General features: G+C 51.4%; 13 protein-coding genes and 1 tRNA gene. All 14 read right to left on the bottom strand.

Going from position 1 to position 18441, the window contains the following annotated elements:
- Window positions 1-92: 92 nt before the first annotated feature.
- Window positions 93-2357, bottom strand: a complete 2265-nt coding sequence (locus BLT02_RS07315; RefSeq protein WP_092993084.1) for an SF1B family DNA helicase RecD2 — start codon at window positions 2355-2357, stop codon at window positions 93-95.
- Between the two features lie 177 nt (window positions 2358-2534).
- A tRNA-Ala gene (locus BLT02_RS07310) sits at window positions 2535-2607 on the bottom strand.
- A 234-nt stretch (window positions 2608-2841) separates the two neighbouring features.
- Entirely contained in the window at window positions 2842-3978 is a 1137-nt protein-coding gene (gene ftsZ / locus BLT02_RS07305; protein WP_092993081.1) for a cell division protein FtsZ, read from the bottom strand.
- Window positions 3979-4254: 276 nt separating this feature from the next.
- A complete protein-coding gene (locus BLT02_RS07300; RefSeq protein WP_092993078.1) occupies window positions 4255-5850 on the bottom strand; it encodes a cell division protein FtsQ/DivIB in 1596 nt (531 codons plus the stop codon).
- A 288-nt stretch (window positions 5851-6138) separates the two neighbouring features.
- On the bottom strand, window positions 6139-7326 hold the full coding sequence (locus BLT02_RS07295; RefSeq protein ID WP_092993075.1) for an FtsW/RodA/SpoVE family cell cycle protein: 1188 nt from the start codon (window positions 7324-7326) through the stop codon (window positions 6139-6141).
- A 176-nt stretch (window positions 7327-7502) separates the two neighbouring features.
- Window positions 7503-8963: a UDP-N-acetylmuramoyl-L-alanine--D-glutamate ligase gene (gene murD / locus BLT02_RS07290; RefSeq protein WP_092993072.1), complete on the bottom strand. Its 1461-nt coding sequence runs from the start codon at window positions 8961-8963 to the stop codon at window positions 7503-7505.
- Window positions 8964-9318: 355 nt separating this feature from the next.
- Window positions 9319-10290, bottom strand: coding sequence for a phospho-N-acetylmuramoyl-pentapeptide-transferase (gene mraY / locus BLT02_RS07285; RefSeq protein WP_092993069.1), 972 nt, complete (start codon window positions 10288-10290; stop codon window positions 9319-9321).
- A gap of 101 nt (window positions 10291-10391) precedes the next feature.
- On the bottom strand, window positions 10392-12494 hold the full coding sequence (locus BLT02_RS07280; RefSeq protein ID WP_139187471.1) for a peptidoglycan D,D-transpeptidase FtsI family protein: 2103 nt from the start codon (window positions 12492-12494) through the stop codon (window positions 10392-10394).
- Between the two features lie 24 nt (window positions 12495-12518).
- Window positions 12519-13046, bottom strand: coding sequence for an FtsB/FtsL family cell division protein (locus BLT02_RS07275; RefSeq protein ID WP_092993063.1), 528 nt, complete (start codon window positions 13044-13046; stop codon window positions 12519-12521).
- A gap of 78 nt (window positions 13047-13124) precedes the next feature.
- The gene (gene rsmH, locus BLT02_RS07270; RefSeq protein ID WP_092993060.1) at window positions 13125-14111 is read right to left on the bottom strand and encodes a 16S rRNA (cytosine(1402)-N(4))-methyltransferase RsmH; all 987 of its coding nucleotides are present in this window, start codon (window positions 14109-14111) and stop codon (window positions 13125-13127) included.
- 140 nt (window positions 14112-14251) lie between these two features.
- A complete protein-coding gene (gene mraZ / locus BLT02_RS07265; RefSeq protein WP_092993057.1) occupies window positions 14252-14683 on the bottom strand; it encodes a division/cell wall cluster transcriptional repressor MraZ in 432 nt (143 codons plus the stop codon).
- Between the two features lie 333 nt (window positions 14684-15016).
- A complete protein-coding gene (gene lgt, locus BLT02_RS07255; RefSeq protein ID WP_242869730.1) occupies window positions 15017-15901 on the bottom strand; it encodes a prolipoprotein diacylglyceryl transferase in 885 nt (294 codons plus the stop codon).
- 20 nt (window positions 15902-15921) lie between these two features.
- On the bottom strand, window positions 15922-17055 hold the full coding sequence (ychF, locus tag BLT02_RS07250; protein ID WP_092993052.1) for a redox-regulated ATPase YchF: 1134 nt from the start codon (window positions 17053-17055) through the stop codon (window positions 15922-15924).
- A gap of 20 nt (window positions 17056-17075) precedes the next feature.
- The gene (locus BLT02_RS07245; RefSeq protein WP_092993050.1) at window positions 17076-18332 is read right to left on the bottom strand and encodes a hypothetical protein; all 1257 of its coding nucleotides are present in this window, start codon (window positions 18330-18332) and stop codon (window positions 17076-17078) included.
- Between the last annotated feature and the right edge of the window lie 109 nt (window positions 18333-18441).

Below are 18441 nucleotides of genomic sequence, written 5' to 3'. Positions count from 1 at the left end.
CATCGCAGGCAGCCTCCTTCACGCACGTTCCTCAGGCAGTCACCGCAGGCAGCCTTCTTCAGGCACTTTCCTCAGACAGCTTTCGCAGGCAGTCACCTCTGCATTTTCATAAGCCGCTCTTTGAGCAGGGTATTCCGCCTGTGCACAGTGACGTTGTGGACGGCATAGGCAAGGGCCTTCTTAGTCCCGACTATGACCAGGATCTTTTTTGCCCTTGTGACCCCGGTATAGATGAGGTTTCGCTGCAGCATGATATAGTGGTTCATGAGGACCGGCATCACGACAATGGGATATTCCGACCCCTGTGATTTATGGATCGTCGCGGCATAGGCCAGGACCAGTTCATCCAGCTCAGAGACCTCATAGGTGACCAGGCGGCCGTCAAAGTCCGCCATGAGGGATCCCTCCTCCTGATTCACAGATTCGATCACACCGATATCGCCGTTAAACACTTCCTTATCGTAATTGTTCCTGATCTGCATGACCTTGTCCTGCGGTTTGAACAGGTATCCGCCCCTCCTGAGCCCCATGTTTCCCGGATTAATGGCTTCCTGGAGCGCCTGATTCAGATTGACAGCCCCCACGGCGCCGCGCTGCATCGGGGTCAGGACCTGGATCTCCCGGGCCGGCGTCCTGTAATACCGGGCCAGCCTGTTTTTTACCAGATCCACGATCTGCCTTGCAGCTTCCCTGGAAAGCGCCGCGGTATCCCCCTCCGGAATGCCGGCTTTCCAGGCTTCTTTCTCCATATCAATAAAGAAAAAATCGCTCTGCCTGCCGTTTGAAATATCCGGCATTTTCCCGCTGTTGATCCTGTGGGCGTTCATGATGATCCGGCTGGCCTGGGCCTGCCGGAAGATCCTTGTCAGGCGCACCACCGGAAAGCAGCCGGAATCAATGATGTCCCGCAGGACATTTCCCGGGCCTACACTCGGCAGCTGGTCGATATCCCCGACCAGGATCAGGGTCATCGTATCCGGAACTGCCTTGAGAAGATTATACATGAGCATGATGTCGATCATGGAACACTCATCCACGATCAGGACATCCCCCCTGAGGGGATTCTCTTCGTTTTTCTGATAACCTTCCGGCGGCTTGGCTTCCAACAGCCGGTGGATGGTTTTGGCCTCGATTCCCGCCGCCTCGGAGAGACGCTTTGCCGCCCTTCCGGTCGGAGCAGCCAGGAGGATCCTGGCGCCGGCTTCGCGGAAAGCCGTGATCATCCCCAGCGTAGTCGTCGTTTTTCCCGTGCCCGGCCCGCCGGTAAGGACCAGCACCTTGCTGGTCACAGCAGTCAGGATCGCCTGCATCTGGATCTGGTCATACTGCATCCCTGTTTTTTTCCGGATGCGGTCCGCAAGCCCCTCCGGATCCACCTGAATCTGGCCGCTCCCGATCCCGATCTCGTGCAGGCGCCTCGCCGTACCCGATTCCGAGAAATAAAAAGGAGGCAGATAAATGGCTTTTTCCGGTCCGGTTCCGGGACTTTTTTCTGAAGCTTTATTATTTTTTTCTGTCCCGCTCCCTGACAGCAGATCTTCTTTCACCGGAATATCTTCTATAATGACGTCCTTAGCCCGGATCATTTCGTCCAGAGTCATGGACAGAATACTGTCTTCGACAGACAAGAGCTCAGTTCCCGTCTTCAGGAGCAGATCCCGGGTCGCATAGCAGTGCCCGCCCTCCGAGAGCCGGTTCAGCGTGTAAAGGATGCCGCTCCGCAGCCGGACGTATTTTTCATGCCCGAACCCCAGTTTTTCCGCGATCCTGTCCGCTGTCCTGAAGCCGATCCCCCAGATATCATCGGCGAGACGATAGGGATTCTCCTGCACGGTCCGGATACTTTCGTTTCCATAAGTCTTGTAGATTTTGGTCGCATGCGCGGTGCTGACATCATGGCCCTGCAAAAAGACCATGATGTTTTTGATCTCTTTCTGCTCCTCCCAGCTTTTTTTGATCCGGTCCACGCGGAGCCGGCCGATCCCGTCTACCTCCAGCAGCTTCTCCGGATCCTCTTCGATCACAGTCAGCGTATCTTTTCCGAATCTCTGGACGATCCGCCTGGCATACTTCGGACCGACCCCTTTTACAAGGCCGCTGCCGAGATACTTTTCAATGCCATAAACTGTCGCCGGCAGCGCTTCCTCAAATGTCTCCATCTGAAACTGCCTGCCATATTTCCCGTCGACCCGCCAGCTTCCCCCGAGAGACAACACACTGCCGACATGGACATCGGGCATAGAGCCTACAACTGTCACCAGCTCCTTAAACCCCTTCGCCCGGCATTTGATCACAGAATAGCCGTTCATGGCATTCTGGTAAGTGATCCTTTCCACAATACATCTGAGATGCTCCATGCTATGTTAACTGCCTTTCCCTTTCCTTCTCTGTATCGCTTCACATATATTAACATAATCTGATCGTAAATAAGCATAAAAAAACACACAGGCACAGGGAGCTTCCGCTATCCCGTGTCTATGTGCGGTACATAAAATTCAGGTTAAATTTCAGAATAAATTTCAGGCATAAAAAAATGGAGACGACGGGATTCGAACCCGCGACCTCAGCGTTGCGAACGCTGCGCTCTCCCAACTGAGCTACGTCCCCGAATATTGTCCGGGCCTGATCACCGGTCCGGACAATGATGTTGTTTTTTCCGACTTGACTATTATAGCACCTTTTTTTTAAAAGGGAAGAGGAAATTTATTTTTTTATTTGCTGTCGTTTAATTTTCTGTTTCCCGCTGTTTTTCCAGGTTTGCTGTGTTTTCAAGCCATGTTTTTCCAGGTATTTGTTTACCTGGTTCTTCCCGGTAGCTTCCGGGTCAGCCCTTATTCTCCTTTACCTCTTATTTCTAAGGAAGGAAGGGATCACAAGTTCCTTCTGCTGGGCATTGCCTGCGCCGGGACGGCCATAGGGAGAAGGGTTGCGGCTGAGCTGCTCCTCAAAACCTTTCTTCAGGCCTCTGCCGTAAGGGCTGGAGCCCTTAGCCGCACTGCCGAAAATAGTATTGGGAGAGAACATATCCTTGTTGCCGATTCCGGTGGCAATAACGGTAACATCACAGGCATCCGTGTTGCTGTCATCATACATGGCGCCAAAGATGATGTTGACATCTTCACCGGCCTGTTCCTGAACATAGCTTGCTGCATCAGAAGCGTCTGCCAGGGAAATATCTCCGGAGATATTGATGATGACATCCGTCGCTCCGTTTACAGTCGTCTCGAGCAGAGGGCTCTCAACTGCCATACGGACAGCATCGGTAGCCTTGGTTTCTCCCTTGCCATAGCCGATTCCGATATGCGCCACGCCCTTGTCGCGCATGACGGTCTGGACATCCGCAAAGTCGAGGTTGATGATCGCGGGCACGTTGATCAGGTCTGTGATTCCCTGTACAGCCTGCTGCAGGACCTCATCAGCCTTCTTGAGCGCTTCGGGAAGTGTCGTCCTGCGGTCCATGATCTCCAGCAGTTTGTCATTGGGGATCACGATCAGGGTATCCACGTTTTCCTTAATATTCTCGATACCGGCCTGCGCGCGGGACATGCGGCTTCTCGCCTCAAAGCTGAAAGGCTTTGTCACGACGCCGACTGTAAGGATGCCCTGCTCCTTGGCGAGCTTGGCAACGATAGGTGCAGCTCCGGTTCCTGTTCCGCCGCCCATACCGCAGGTAACAAAAACCATATCGGCGCCCTTGATCGCGTTTGCGATCTCGTCAGCGCTCTCTTCCGCAGCCTTCATACCTACCTCGGGATTTGCACCGGCACCCAGGCCCTTTGTCAACTTTTCTCCTATCTGAAGCAGCTTGGGGGCTCTGCAGAGCTGCAGGGCCTGGACATCTGTGTTAACGCCTATGAACTCAACGCCTGTAATGTCCACATCCACCATTCTGTTTACTGCATTGTTCCCAGCTCCGCCAACACCGACAACGATAATCTTGCAAGCTGTCTCAGTATCATTTGTTTTAATCTCGAGCACGGTGACTCCCTCCTTCAAAATCCTTTTTTCTTTATAAAAGCAAATATCCTACGATATTTTTAAAGCCAAACCTATCATACAATCTGGTCATCAAATAATCAATCCTGTTTTTGAACGAATATAAAGTGTCCGCAGAAATTTGACTATTAAGGTCAAAAATCCGCATTCGTTTCCAAATGCGGATTTTTCAGCCAATTTCAGGCTCTGGCTCTGTATTCAACTGTAACTTTTCTGTCAGTTCCGTCAATCCTCAGACACTTTTTTCTTTTCAGTGTCTTACTCTCCGGCCTTCTTTTCAGGAACAGCCTGCTTTTCTGAAGTGGTTTTCTCTGCGGCAGCAGTCTTTTCCGCCGCAGTTTTTTCTGCCGCAGTTTTCTTCTCCGGGGTCTTCTCTTCTGAAGACGCTTTCTCAGCTGCTGCTTTCTTCTCGACTGCCGCTTTATTTTCGGCTGCTGCCGTCTTCTCGGCCGCTGCTTTCTTCTCAGCCGCCGCTTTATTTTCGGTTGCTGCTTTCTCTCCTGAGGCTTTTGCAGATCCGGTTTCTTCTTTCATTTCCTGCTTGCCGGTTTCAGTCTTTTCTATCTTTTCTGCTTTTTCGGCTTTTTCTGCTTTTCCGGCATCTCCGGACTTCTCAGCTTTTTCGACCTTCTCTGTCTTCTCAGTCTTTCCAGCTTTCTCTGCTTCTTCGGCTTTCCCGGCCTTCTCAGCCTTTTCCGCTTTTCCGGCTTCCCCGGCCTTCTCAGCCTTTTCCGCTTTTTCAGCTTTCCCTGCTTTCTCAGTCTTTGATTCTTCCTCTTCTTCCTGGGCAGCAGGTTTTACCTGTTCGACTTTCTCGTCGCCATTGGCTTTGACAGCTTCGACAGCCGCCTCAGCGCGGGTGACCTCCGGTCTGATGAACGGATAAAGAACAATGTTTTCTCCATTATAATTATAGCCGGTCATTGAAATGATCCCGCTCCTGCCTTCCAGATAAGGGACGATCTGATGAAGCTTGAACATTTTCTGGTCATATCCGCCTTTGCCGGCACGGACTTTTACGTTTCCAAATGAGGCAGTCAGACTGTTTTTTTCATCAATGTCAATGGAATCAGCATGGATCCCGTATTTGTCAAGGGCGCTCAGGAGTTCGAGGGCAAGACTCATACCTTTCTGGTTCTCCGCCTGGATCTGCTCTCCCATGACTGGATTTGTAAGTGTCACCCCGGTGATCATGGTCGTGTTTTCTGCCGTCCTGCCGGAAACAGTCTGTATCATACCGTCCCTGGAGATGTAAACATTCCTTCCATTGTGAAAAATACTGGCTGCAATCTCCTTTTCTTTGATATTGACTCGAACAGTCGATGCATTGACCAGGTCAATATCAATCTGGTCAATGAAAGGAATGTCCGTCACAGTCCTGTGATGGTATTTGAGAGCCATAACAAAGGTATTGTCTCCCAGTCTTCCTCTGGTGATAAAGGATTCAATCTGTTCCTGGCTGTACTTGGTATTTCCATAAATCACGGTTTTCTTCAGGTTGAAGACCATGAGGATCACAGAAAGTGCAATGGCTGCCAGAGCCAGAAGGCTGAGCAGACATCCTCTCAGTGTTATTTTCCCGAGCAGGTCAAGAAGCCCCTGTAAGGGGAATACCGGTGCCTGTACAACATCCCGAATCTTTTTTCCTTTTACGATCTCCCTTTCAGCAAGTGGAATATTCTGTTTTCCCAGTAGTTTTGCAGGTGCAGGGTTGATCCGGTTGATCTGGTACAGGGGGACTGCCGATACCGCTGAGTTTCCTGAAAATCCCAGGTTATCATACATATCCCTCAGCTCATCGCGAGAGTCCTGTTTTCCGGTCCTGCCGTTCTGAATGGATACTCTGTTTCTCATAGTTCTCATACCCCGTTTGCCGTCTATTTCTATTGTTGTTTAATCCTCTTGTTGTTTAATCCTATTGTTGTTTATTCTTTTGTTGTTTTTATTGTGTTAGCTGTCTGGAATCGTTATAGGCCGACAGCCTCCGTCAGGTCAGTCAGCAGACTCCGTCAGCCCGTCCCGTCACCCTGTCCTGTCAGCCCCATGTCAGTCAGGTCTGTCAGCAGACCCGGTCAGTTCGTTCCAGTTTGTTCCAGTTCGTGTTCTGTCTTAAGACACAGTCATAAGGCAGTCAGACCGACATCAGCCTGCGGCTTCCGTCGCTTCAATCTCAGCTATGCGGGTCCTTCTCGCCACGCTCATTACCATTCCAATCTCCGCCAGCAGCAAAAACAGAGAGGATCCGCCATAGCTGATGAAGGGAAGGGTGACACCCGTGTTGGGGATCGTATTGGTGACGACCGCGATATTCAGGACGACCTGCACCGCAATGTGGGTGACGACTCCTGTGACGATCAAAGCACCGTACAGGTCCTGCGCATTGCCGGCTACCAGCATGAATCTCCAGATCAGGAGGATAAAGAGGACCATGATACTGATTGCTCCGAAGAATCCCAGTTCCTCGCAGATAATGGAAAAGATCATGTCGTTCTGGGCTTCAGGCACTACAATCTTCTGCATGCTCTGGCCAAGGCCTTTCCCAAAGATTCCTCCGGAGCCTATGGCATAAAGAGCCTGAAGGGTCTGGTATCCTGTGTCGCCCGCGTAGGACTGAGGGTCGAGCCAGACAAGAACACGGTCACTGCGGAAGCCCATTTTGGCCGGATCTGCCATGCGGACGATATAAGTCACGCCCGCTATACAGCCCACGACACCTGCCACCGCCAAAGCTACGAATCTCTTATAATCCGGGCAGGCCACAAAAATCATGCCGAAGGCGATGGCAAGGATGATCAGAGCGGAACTCAGATTGTTCGTCAGTTTCCACAGAAGGATCGCTATGATCACTGCCGGTACCATCGGAAGCAGGAATCCCCATATAGTCTGCAGGCGTCTTCGCCCTATGATTTCGATCAGGAAGGCTGTAAAAATGATGATCGCCACTTTTGCCGCTTCAGAAGGCTGGAAGGATATCTTGGATCCGAAATGCAGCCATCTCCTGGCTCCGTTGACCGGGTCTTCTCTCAGGGTCAGCAGGATCAGACCGATTGCGACGAGGAAAGCGGGAATCGACAGGAATCTCCAGAATCTGTATGGAATGACCGTGATCAGTCCCATGAGCACCAGTCCGCCGGCTGTAAAGGCAAGCTGGCGCTTCAGATAATATCCCGAGTCTTCATAATCAATCAAAGCCCTGTAGGACGTCGTCGAATACAGGAGAACGAGACCGAAAGCAAGCAGGAACAAAACGATAAAGAGCAGACTATAGTCGTTGAAATTCTGTTTCAGTCCCTGTAAAGCCCTGTCTTTTTTTGAAGTGTTGTTTTTCATAACATCTTTTTTTATTTAAATATCCATTATTTGGAATATCGTTTAGTTTCAGAAATTTTAATGTTTAAAAATACCTTCTGGATTTAAATATCGGTATTTTATGATCCTCTATTCGATTCAGGTATTTTTTAAATACCGGTATTCCCTGTAAAGGCTGCAGTTTCTGACATTCCAGGTCACAGATTTCTGACATATTCTTTGAACTGGTCTCCCCTCACCTCATAGTTGGGGAACATCCCCCAGCTTGCACAGGCAGGCGAGAGCAGCACTTCGTCACCGGGCTCAGCCAGCGATGTACATGTCTCCAGGCACTCCTGGAAGGTCTCGCACATGATGATCTGGTCAAAACCATGCTTTCTGGCGCAGGCGGCTATATCCTCCCGGGTCTGTCCGATCAGAACCAGCTTTTTGACTTTGCCGTCAAAGGCCTCGATCCAGTCGTCATAGCTGTTCTTTTTGTCATATCCTCCGCCGATCAGTATGGTCGGTCCCTTCATTGCGCGGATCCCCTGGATCGCTGCGTCCGGATTGGTTGCTTTGGAGTCGTTGTAGTATCTGACTCCCCTTTTCTCCCCGGAGAACTCAATACGGTGAGGGACGGGCGGGAATTCCCGGACCACTGAGAGAATGGTCTGCATCGGGACGCCGGCAGAACTGGTCATTGCGATGGCTGCCATGACGTTCTCTGCATTGCAGACACCGACGAGCTGTGTTTCGTTTACATTTATCAGTCTGCGGGCGGCTTTTCCTCTTTCTGCGAAAAAGATCTCGTCTCCATCGAGATAATATCCTTCAGGCAGGGTGCTCTTAGACGAAAACCATACGACCCTGGCCGGGCACAGGTGCTCTCCGAAGGGACGCAGATAAGGGTCGTCGTAATTGAGTATGCAGAAATCCTCACCCGTCTGGTTTTTCGCGATCCTCTCTTTGATCGCCGCGTAGTTTAACATTGTATAATGCCGGTTCAGATGATCAGGCGTAATATTCAGGATAGCACTGACATGCGGACGGAAAGTATCTGCCGCTTCCAGCTGGAAAGAGCTGATCTCGCCGACTGTCCAGGAATCCTGGTCTGTCTCTGTCGCAGCTGCCGCGTAGGAGCGGCCGATATTTCCGACGACAAAGACCTTGGGGGTGCTGTCATCGGATTTTCCGCTTCCGCCATCTCCGCTACAGTTCTTTGAGCCTGATTCCTCACTGCATTCAGCGTTTTTTCCCGCAGCTGCCGCCTTCATGATTTCCCCGACCAGAGTTGTCGTCGTGGTTTTCCCGTTTGTCCCTGTGATCGCCAGGACAGTTCCCTTTTCAAAGCGCCAGCCCAGTTCGATCTCGGACAGGACAGGCACTCCGGCTTCCTTCATTCTGATGAGCAGGGGGGAATCCAGAGGAACAGCGGGGCTCGGGATCACAAGCTCCGGTATCATTTCTTCAGGGAAGTCTCCGATCAGGATCTCGATCGAGGCTGTCTCCTCTTCTGTCAGCGTTTCCTGAAACTTCTTTTTGATCGTTTCCCGGTCTGCTTTTTCATTCTGCTCCAGAAGAAGCACATGAGCTCCTTTTTTGACCAGAAGTTCCGCTGAGCCGATGCCGCTGAGCCCTGTACCGATCACAAGAACCTTTTTATCCTTTAAGTCCATTTTTTTCTCCCTGTCAAAGTGTCCCCGACACACAGATCATATTTTTATCTTCAAATCAGGAACTCTTATCTTCAAGACTCGCTCGCGAGTCTTGCGCTCATGCGCAGCATGGGTTCGCGCCTGCGGGTTTCCCTTTCTGCGCATGTATCCCACGTCTGAAGACACGGGTATTACGCGATGAAGAATAAAACCTTTCTGCTGCACAGGTTATCTTTCCTTTTTATGTTTCCATCAGAAAGCACTCCTCGTCAGGTATGCTGACCGTACCCAGGCCGTGAAGGCTTTACAGACAGGCTGGTGTTCTTCTCTGTCTGTTTTTGATAAAGCGCCTTGTTAAAGTCTTGTTAAAGTCTTGCTAAAGGGCAAGGATGGCAACCGCCCCCAGGACTGCTGTGACGATCGTAAATACAGCCACAACCCGCACTTCCGACCAGCCTCCCATCTCAAAATGATGGTGGATGGGCGCCATCCGGAAAAAGCGTTTTCCTCCGGTATGCCTGAACCAGAGCACCTGAATGATCACGGAAATGACTTCGATGGCATAAATAAAACCTACGATCGGAATAAAGAGAGGGAGCTGGAGCATATAGGCCATTCCGGTGACGAAACCTCCCAGCGCCAGAGACCCGGTATCTCCCATAAATACCTTGGCCGGATAGGCGTTATACAGCAGAAATCCCATCAGGGCTCCGATCATTGCCGTACCGGCGAGGATCACTCCGGAGGCTGCAGCCGCGGCGGCAATGACAAAAAAGACCGCGACGGCTATCGTCACGCAGCTCGCGAGCCCGTCCACTCCGTCGGTAAAATTCGTCCCGTTGACTGTGGCCACAGCGATAAACACCATGATCGGAATATTCAAAAAGCCAAAATTGAGAACTTTTCCGGTCATAAACGGAATCTTCATGGTGAGGGGCACATAGTGGATCTTCTGTACATAAAAGGCAAACAAAAGAGAGACCAGCACCTGCAGCAGAAACTTCTGCCAGGCGAGCAGGCCGTCCGATCTTTTTTTCACTACTTTGATATAATCATCGGCAAAGCCGATCAGTCCGAAGCCGATCGTGAGGATAAGGACCGGGATCGTGTTTCTTTGCCCCCGGAAGGGGAGAAAACAGGCCAGTGTCACTCCGAGCAGGATCATCAGCCCTCCCATGTTCGGAGTTCCTGTCTTTTTTAAATGGCTTTGAGGGCCGTCGCTGCGTTCCGTCTGTCCCGCCTTCAGCCTCCTGAGAAAGGGGATCAGGTATCTCCCCGATACGGCACTCACCAGAAAGCCGACGAGAAATGTCGTCACAGCTGCAGTCAAATCAACATCCAGATGCATTTGTTTCCAAGTCCTTTCCCTTTTTCCGCAGGTTTTTGCAGTTAAAGGATTTGTCCGTTCCGCAGTTTATTTGCGCTTCAGAACATTTACAGTTCCGCATTTTACTTATCTTTTGTCCGGTCATTTTTCCGGTCATTTGTGTCATACAGGCCCTGTTTCTCGAGCTCGATCCGCTCCGCATCTGTCAGAGGCTCTGTCATGTAGATATTCATGTAGGGAAGCACTTCTGTCAGAATCTTTCTGGCAGTAGCGCTCGCCCAGAGGGATTCGTCCTGATTTTTCTTGTTCATGCGGTCCAGGACCACGTAGATGGCGATCCTGGGGTTTTCAGCAGGCGCGAACCCCAGGAAGGAGACGATATACTGCCCGTTTTCACGGGGAAGGGTCTCTGCGGTTCCTGTCTTGCCACCGACCCTGTAGCCCGCCGGCCTGGCCTGGGGGCCCGTTCCGTTCTCTCCCTCGACGACCCGGATGCAGTATTTGCGGATCATCGCGCTGGTTTCTTCAGACACTGTCTTTTTCAGAAGGCGGGGGGAATTGGTAAGGACCGTCGATCCTCCCGCGCTCGTGATCCTGTCGACGATATGAGGCTGGTAATAGCTGCCTCCGTTGATCAGGGAGCAGAAACCGGAGATCATCTGGATCATCGTGCATTCAAAGTTCTGACCAAAAGAATTGGAGGCGAGGTCGACATCCGACATCTGGTCCGATGTATACAAAAACTCATTCGTCCTCGATTCTCTGGCGAGGTCGACATTGGTCTTAAGGCCGAAGTTAAATACATTCTGATATTTGCAGAAGATGTCCGCGCCGATCTTTTCTGCCTCCTGCATGAGCGCCACGTTGCAGGACCTCTCAATCGCGCCGCCGGGATCCAGGATCCCGTCGCCCGCCACGTGTACGCATCGTATGTAGGTATCTCCGACCTGAAGATAACCGTTGCATTCATATTTGTCGGTCGGTTTTATCTTTCCTGTCTCAAGCCCTGTGGCTGTGGTAAATGGCTTTGCCGTCGATCCCGGTTCAAAATGGGAACTTATGCAGTAGTTACTCCACAGGGTACTCAGGTACTTGGATTTATCGGCATCAGACAGGGCCTGGGTGTCAGCCTCCGACATATAACTGCTGATCGGATTGTAATTTTCATCCAGCTTGGGCATACCTGCGACTGCGGAAATGTTATAGGGGTCGCTCAGGTCAAAACCAGGAGAACTGGCCATGGCCAGGATCCCGCCGGTATTGACATCCATAATGATGCAGGCGCCGTTATTGAAGCCGTTTCCTTTGTGCCTTCTGTTTCTGAACTCCTCATTTAATTCATTGAGGTATTTCTCGCAGATACTCTGAATATTGGCATCCAGGGTCAGGACGAGGTTGTTGCCGTCCTTGGGCTGGATCGTGGTCTGTTCCATATTCAGGGATTCATCCAGATATCCGTAGGACCGTCCGGGGACTCCCTTGAGGGTCTCCTCATAATATTCTTCCAGACCGTACGCTCCGGTATTGTCTCCCACTGTAAACCCGATCACATCTGCGGCAAGAGTTTTGCAGGGATAAGTGCGGATATAGCTCTCTTCAAACCAGATTCCCTTGATATTGCTGTATACCAGTTTGACCTCTGTCTTTTTCGGCGTCTTTTGACCGGCCTGTCCGCTTTCCCCGTCCCGGCTGTCTTTATTATCTTCTTCTGCTTTCTCAAGAGCTTTCTTTTCCTTTTCGATGCCCTTTTCCACTTCCTCGTCAAAGTCCCTCTTGTCCTGATAGGGCAGATTTTTTCTCGCGATGTAATACTGCGAGTCAGGATGTTCGGTTATATAGGCGAGCAGTTTTTCCCTGTCGATCCCCAGCCGCTCGGCAGCGTCAAGAGAGGGTTCCAGATAATCATCCTCTTCAAGCATCTGCTTGGCATCTATGATCACATTGTAGACCAGCTGACTGTCCGCCAGGACAGTGCCGCTGCTGTCCATGATCTTTCCCCTTTTACAGGGAAGAGTCTTGTTATTGTAAGCCTGCTGGGAAAGTACCTGCATGGTATACGAGCGGCCATTGTCCCTCTGAATGAGATAAAGACGGATCCCCAGCGCAAAAAAAGCTGTCAGGATGATCAGAAACAGGACCACCAGCCTTTTTTTCATGCTGATCGTAAAACGTTTTGGTCCTTTCCTTATGCCGCGTCCCGTCCGCTTAACCTGATTACTGTTCAAAGTTTCTTACCTCTCTGACCGCGGTCATTGTCCGCCGGCTTCCATCACCTGGTGCACAGTGTCCTCCTCCTCGGTGGAATAGATCACGACCTGGTCCCTGTTGGCATATTTCATACCGAGTTCATGGATAGCCCGCTCGCGCACTTCATCCAGGCTGATGCTGTCATTGATCTCATTGTAGGCCGCATCGTTTTCCGCCCTGATCTGGGTCAGCTCTTCCTCCATCTCGGCAATTTCCTGGGAGGTGCGCTTGACTTCCGCCTGGATCGTAATGTAGTAGATCAGCAGGGTCGTGATCAGGGCAATGATCCCCAGCATGAACACAACAGTCCCCAGGCTCATGACCGAGCCTCTCACCAGGCTGCTGCCGCTGGTATTCCTGTCCGGTCCGCTCTCCTCTGATCCCGGGCCGGCTGCGTTTCTTACTCCTGACAGACGGCGTCCTGCCCGGTAAGAGTTCTGTGCAGGAACAGCCGGGGTCTTACTCCACCCGGGCTGTCTTTTCTGTTTTTCAAAAGAGGAATCCCTGTTCCCGTCCAGTGTTCTTACCATCTCACTGCCTCTCAATGTACTGCGTTTTTATCGTCTTTTAATACACAACTATTTTCGCTTCTAAGATAGCCTGTACTTTTATTGCTTCTCAAATATCCTGAGCTTTGCGCTTGCAGATCTCCTGTTCTGAGCCAGTTCTTCCTTTCCGGGAAGGATCGGCTTTCTGGTGATCACTCTGCCTTTTGAAACGCGCCCGCATACACAGACGGGAAACTCCGGCGGACATATACAGGGCTTTTCATTCCTGCGGAAAGCATTTTTGACGATCCGGTCCTCCAGTGAATGGAAGGTGATGATGCAGAGCCTTCCGCCGGGCTTTAGCATATCGATCATAGTATCCAGCGTGTCCTCCAGCACCTCCAGCTCTCTGTTGCAGGCGATCCGGACAGCCTGAAATGTCCTCTTGCAGGGATTGCCTCCCCTCTCCCGCATTTTCATCGGGATGGATCTCTCCACGATCTGAGCCAGTCTGCCGGTCGTCTCGATAGGGGCGATCTCTCTCTCCTTTACGATATTCGCGGCAATTTTCGCCGCGCATTTCTCTTCTCCGTAATCCCTGAGGATCCTTGTCAGCTCCTGGGCGCTGTAGGTATTGACGATATCCCTCGCGCTGAAATCCGCAGTCCGGTCCATGCGCATATCCAGAGGCGCGTCCGTCCTGTAGGAGAACCCCCTCTCGGGATTATCCAGCTGATAGGAAGAGACCCCCAGATCCAGAAGGATCCCGTCTACTGTCCCGGAAATTTTGTCCTGGCCTTCTTCTCTCTGAACGACAGAAAACGCAGTTTCCTCCAGAAAGCTGCGGACCGCGTTTTCCATGTTCTCATAATTATCGTGGACCAGGCGCACTCTGTCTGAATAGACGAACAGCCTTTCTCCGGCTGCCGACAGTGCTTCTTCATCCTGGTCGATCCCGATCAGAACTCCTCCCTGAGTGAGACGCTTTGCTATTTCAAAAGAATGCCCGCCTCCGCCCAGTGTGCCGTCAATATATAAACCATCCGGCCGGATATTGAGACCGTCGATGCACTCCTGAAGAAGCACTGATGTATGTTTAAATTCCATTTGTGATCTCTCTGTAAAAAAACTGCGTCCAGTATCTGAAAAACGGTTTAAAACCCGGTCTGGAACCCGAATGGGAACATGTTCTGAACCCCAATCTGAAAACTGGTCCGGGACCTGGTCCGAAACCTGACAGGACCCGTTTAAATCTCAAATCCGTTTCCCAGAAGCTCTTCTGCGATCTCATTCATATCATCGCTGAAGGCCTCCGCTTCATAGGTGGCAGGATCCCAGATCTCGATCCTGGCTCCCACGCCCATCAGGATCACATCCTTTGTGATATGGGCATGATCGCGCAGATTCTGTGTCAACAGAACTCTGCCCTGTTTGTCCGGTTCCACCTCTGAGGCTCCTGATAAAAAGAACCTGACCAGTTCACGCTGCTTTCGGGTATTGTAAGGAAGCCCGGAGAGCTTTTGTACAAACCGCTCCCAGGCTGCCATGTCGTAGATGCAGAGACAGTGATCAAGACTCTTTGTGATCACAAATCTCTCTCCCAGCGCTTCTCTGAATTTGGAAGGAATGATCATCCTCCCCTTTGTGTCGAGAGAATGATCATAGGAACCCATGAACATCCGCCACTTTCCTCCACTTTTACCCACTTTATGTAATAATACCAACTTAAACAGGATATTTCAATACTTGGCAGGGGTTTTTATCCTGATCGTTAATTTCAGATCGTATTTGCGGGTTGTATTTGCGGATCTTTTTGTCCGGTCATTTTGTCAGATATTTTTCCTGTATTTCACATTTTTACAGAGCGCCGTGGATGCATTCTCCTTTCACAGGTTCTGATGGCGGGCATTCAAACGAACTGTTCTCTTTTGCTCATTTCACGAAAAAGCGGCCTGAAAAACAGTACAGGACTGCTCTTCAGGCCGCTTTACAGGCTTATTATTATTGTTTTTTTAAACTGTCTTGATCTCTTTTATTTCCTTTTTTCGCATTCTTCCTATGATCACTGCGGCTGTGGAACAGACTGCCAGCACAAGGCCTACGACCATGGACACAGGGATCTTCGTCCCGGGCAGGTAGAGCTGGTCGGTCCGGATATATTCGATGGCGGCGCGGCCGACACCGTAGGCCGCGAGATAGATCAGGAACAGCTCACCGTCAAATTTCTTTTTGCGCATGTACAAAAACAGCAGCAGACAGATCATGAGGTTCCACATGCCCTCGTACAGGAAAGTGGGATGGACCTGGATATAGTTGGTGCCTTCTGTCATATGTGCGGCGATGGATTCGCTGATGTCAGATGCCCGCACCATAGCGACAGGCAGGCGCATCGCCAGCAGACTGTCTGTATACTCTCCAAACACTTCTCTGTTAAAAAAGTTACCCCATCGCCCGATCACCTGGCCGATCAGAAGACCGAACACGATCGTATCGAGATACAGGGGAGCGCTGACCTTTTTCTTCCGGCAATAGATAAAGATCGTGACCACGCACAGGAAGATTCCGCCGTAGATCGCGAGTCCTCCCGCGCGCAGATTAAAGATCTGGAGGAGATTGTCCTTATAAAACTCCCACATGAAGATCACATAGTAGATCCTGGCGCCGGCGATCGCCGAGATCACGATCCATACAAAGGAATCCCAGTACAGATCAGGATCCTGCCCTGTCTTTTTTCCGACATGGGCCGAGATCGAAATGCCGATCAGCATCGCTGAAGCGACCAGGATGCCATAGATGGCGATCCCGAAGTTCCCCACCATTATCGTTTTAGGGACATTTTGCAGATAGATTCCCAGGTGGGGAAACGCGATGTCCATATCTCCCATCATTTGTTCCATATTAATCGCTGCCCTTGCCACTAAACATTAAATCTGAACAGGATGACATCTCCATCCTTGACGACATATTCCTTGCCTTCCATGCCGACCAGGCCCTTTTCACGGGCAGCGGCGAGGGAACCAAGTTCGAGCAGGGTCTTGTAGTTGACAACTTCTGCCTTGATGAAGCCTCTCTCGAAATCGCTGTGGATCTTTCCGGCAGCCTGAGGAGCTTTGGTCCCGATCTTGATGGTCCAGGCACGGGTCTCATCCTCTCCCGCTGTGAGGAAGCTCATGAGACCCAGGGTCCTGTAGCTTGCACGGACAAGCTTGTCAAGACCTGCTTCTTCCACTCCCAGATCCTCCAGGAACAGGGCTTTCTCATCGTCGTCAAGCTCAGCGATCTCCGATTCGATGCTCGCGCAAATGACGAAGACTTCGCTCCCTGTCTGCGCCGCGTATTCGCGCACCTTCTGAACACCCTCATTGTCCGCCCCGTCATTTGCCAGATCATCCTCCGCAACATTGGCGGCATAGATCACAGGCTTGTCCGTGAGCAGGTTATAGGTCTGGAGCCACTTTTCCTCATCCTCGGACAGGTCTGAATCAGCTGCTCCGGTCCCGGCTCCGCCGTGGCCGGACAGAAGGGAGGCCGGCTTTCCGCTCTCGAGATGGTCTCTCACCTTTTTCAGGAATTCCATCTCCTTCCCGGCTTCCTTATCCATCTTGGCTGTGCGCGCCACCTTGGAGATCCTGCGCTCCAGTACCTCGAGGTCTGCAAAGACCAGCTCCAGGTTGATCGTTTCTATATCGCGCAAGGGGTCCACACTGCCGTCCACATGGATCACGTTCTCATCCTCGAAACACCGGACCACATGGACAATGGCGTCCACCTCACGAATATTGGCCAGGAACTGGTTGCCCAGGCCCTCTCCCTTGGAGGCACCCTTGACCAGACCCGCGATATCGACGAATTCAATAACAGCAGGGGTCACCTTTTTGGAGTGATACATCTCTCCGAGAAGCCTGATCCGCTCGTCCGGGACAGCGACCACACCTACATTGGGATCGATCGTGCAAAAGGGGTAATTAGCCGCCTCAGCGCCGGCTTTTGTAAGTGCGTTAAACAGGGTGCTCTTGCCTACGTTCGGAAGGCCAACGATTCCTAATTTCATATTTACATCTATCTCCTTGTTTATTCTCCGGTATTGACTTTTCCAAAAGCCGCAAGCAGCTCCGCCCAGGAAGCTCTGGTCTGGGAGTCTTCAAGCTGCATCTCCATTTCTTTAGCAACGCCGGCATCTTCAAAGAGACCGCGGGCTCCCTTCCAATTGGAGAGGCAGGAATCGACCAGTGAGATCACACCGGGATAATTGATACTGAAAGCATCCTGCTCCTGCTTTTTCAGGCTCTTCCATGCGGCTTCAAGATTCTGCTCAAGCTCCTCTTCTGCCACATTCATAATGTCATAAGTTCCTGCAAAACCGAATGCCCTGCAGGCCGCAATGGCTTCTTTGAGGGAAGTCCCGCTGACACCCTGTCCGTAACTGCTGATGACACGGAAAAAGCCGTCTGCGAGGTCTTCCGCGGAAGGAGCCTCGGAATAGAAGGAAACTCTCTCAAAGGCCATATCCTGAGCAGCATCTTCCTTCTTGTCATTCCACAGGAGCTTCCCGTCCTTATCGATCGTGAACTCAGCCGCGCCGTCTGAATAGATGACTTCTGCAGTTTCAGTCGCGCCCTCCGCCCCGAATACAATATCCGTTCTGATACCTGTTCCGGGATCTGAGAGGACTTTCCCTTCTTTGTCCAGTGTGCAGGTATAGTCCCATCTGCACACTTCATTGTAACTGGAGCCCCAGACGATACCGACTTTATAAACGTCTCCTGCGGGTGTCTCCGGTTTGGCGGGAGTCTCTGCTGCCGCTTCAGTACCGGCAGTGCCGGAAGCTTCTTTGTTTTCTTCCGCCGCAGATGCGCCTGTCCCGCCTGCTTTGGCCGGCTCTTCTGCTGCAGGCGCTCCTGTCTCTGCCGTTTTGGCCGGCTCTTCAGATGCAGGCACTCCTGTCTTAACCGGATTGACCGGCTCTGCTGCTGCCGAGGGTGCTCCTGTTTCCGCCAATACAGAAGACTCTTCTTTGGCTGCAGGAGCCGCTGCACTCTCTGCCTCAGGGGTTTTAGCACTTTCCACAGCTGCGTCTTCTGTCACACCTGCTGCCGCCTTGTCCGCTTCTGCCGCCGCTTTCCTTGCGGGGTCAGCCTCGTCTTCTCCTTTTTCTAAAAGGATCTCAACGGTCGCTCTGCCGCAGACCCATGTGCCGATGAAAGGACTTTCTTCCTCCGCTTCCCCGGGAAGCTCCGGAGCTGCTGTCTCCGCAGCGGGAACAGCCGTCGCCCCCGTAGCAGAATGTACTGAAGTCTGTTCATCCTTTGTTTCCGACCCGGCATCCATCTGAATCTCTAAATTATAGTAAACGACAAAATTAACTTTACTTAAAGCTGCACAGAGACTTAAGCTGCTCATTTGGAACAGCCCAAACTTCGAATGCATTATCAACGGT

Origin of the sequence: Sarcina sp. DSM 11001, from assembly GCF_900101015.1 — a bacterium.
Taxonomy (GTDB): Bacteria; Bacillota; Clostridia; order Lachnospirales; family Lachnospiraceae; genus CAG-791.
This window is presented reverse-complemented; position numbering and strand designations above follow the sequence as displayed.